Below are 1,463 nucleotides of genomic sequence, written 5' to 3' on the forward strand. Positions count from 1 at the left end.
GGGGGGTGCCCCTATGGGTTTCGTCAAGCTGATGGGGCGGGCTGTGGGTCGTAGAAGGTGCCGTCGCGGAGCATCGCGAAGAGCACGTCGGCTCGTCGTCTCGCGAGGCAGAGGAGGGCTTGGGTGTGGTGCTTTCCCTGGCTGATCTTCTTGTCGTAGTAGGTCCGGGAGACCGGGTCGGCCAGAGCCGCGAACGCGGACAGGAAGAAGGCCCGTTTGAGCTGCTTGTTTCCGCGCCGGGACGGTTGTTCGCCGCGGATCGAGGAGCCGGAACTGCGGGTTGCGGGCGCGAGGCCGGCGTAGGCGGCTAGGTGAGCGGCGGTCGGGAACGAGGTGCCGTCGCCGACGTCGATGAGGATGCGGGCTCCGGTCCTGACGCCGATCCCCGGCATGGACGTCAGGACCTGCGAAAGAGGGTGGTTCTCCAGCAGTTCCTCGATCCGGGTGGCCAGGAGTTTCCGCTGGTCGAGCACCGCTCGGAGCGAGTTGGCGAGGCTGGGGACGATCAGGGCGGCCGCGTCCGTGCCCGGGACCACGACGGTCTGTTCGTCCAAGGCGGTGAAGATGTCCTCGACGAGGCGATCGGCCATCCTCGGTGCCTTCGGACGTATCAGCGCAACGAGCCGCCGACGTCCGGCTTTGCGGATCTGGGCCGGGGAGCCGAACTGGTCGAGGAGCTGGAGCACGGCCGGGTGCTGGACGCGCGGGCCCAGGACCCGTTCCAGCGACGGGTGGATCTGGGTGAGCAGGCCCCGCAGACGGTTGCTGATGCGGGTTGCTTCTCCGGCCAGGTCGTCGTCGAAGCCGACGATCATCTCCAGCTCGGCGATGGTCTCGTCCTTGAGGTCGACCGAGCGGAGCGTGTGAGGCATGACGCGGGCCGCGTCCGCGATGACGAACGCGTCGCGGGCATCTGTTTTGGCCTCGCCGGGATAGAGGTCGGCAATCCGCCGCATTGTCAGGCCGGGCAGATAGGCGACCGGGCAGCCCATGTCCCGGGCCACCGCCAGCGGCAGAGCCCCGATGGAGGCCGGCTGGTCGACCACGACAAGCACGGTCCCATGCTTGGCCTGCAGTTTGCCGAACACTTCACGGAGTTTCGGCTCGCTGTTGGGCAGCCGCTTGTCGAAGGCTTTCTTCCCGGCCGGGGTGACGGCGGTGGCGTGGTGTTCGCCCTTGCCGACGTCCAGGCCGAGGAAGGCGCCGATGTCACTGACGTCGATCACGTGCGTCCTTCGGTCGTTCTCGCCCGGCCGTGCCACGGCACCGATCGCCACATCCACATTACGAAGAGCCTCCCGACCTGTGAAGAAGCCGGTGGTCATGCCCCTAATCAGCGGTCTGTCGATGCCTCCGGAGCCGGTGACACCACCCCCCAAGACATGCGATCGACAGGGGGAGAAAGTCATGCCAACTCCGAAGGCCGGGCGCCCCGTTGCGGGGCCACCAAGAAGGTAATGGGG

General features: G+C 67.4%; 1 protein-coding gene. It reads right to left on the reverse strand.

Going from position 1 to position 1,463, the window contains the following annotated elements; translation table 11 throughout:
- Positions 1–23: 23 nt before the first annotated feature.
- Complete coding sequence (locus ACFRKB_RS38900; RefSeq protein ID WP_383111301.1) at positions 24–1,226, reverse strand: IS110 family RNA-guided transposase; 1,203 nt, start codon at positions 1,224–1,226, stop codon at positions 24–26.
- Positions 1,227–1,463: the final 237 nt, after the last annotated feature.

It is taken from the genome of Streptomyces scopuliridis, from assembly GCF_042790125.1.
GTDB classification, from domain to species: domain Bacteria; phylum Actinomycetota; class Actinomycetes; order Streptomycetales; family Streptomycetaceae; genus Streptomyces; species Streptomyces scopuliridis_A.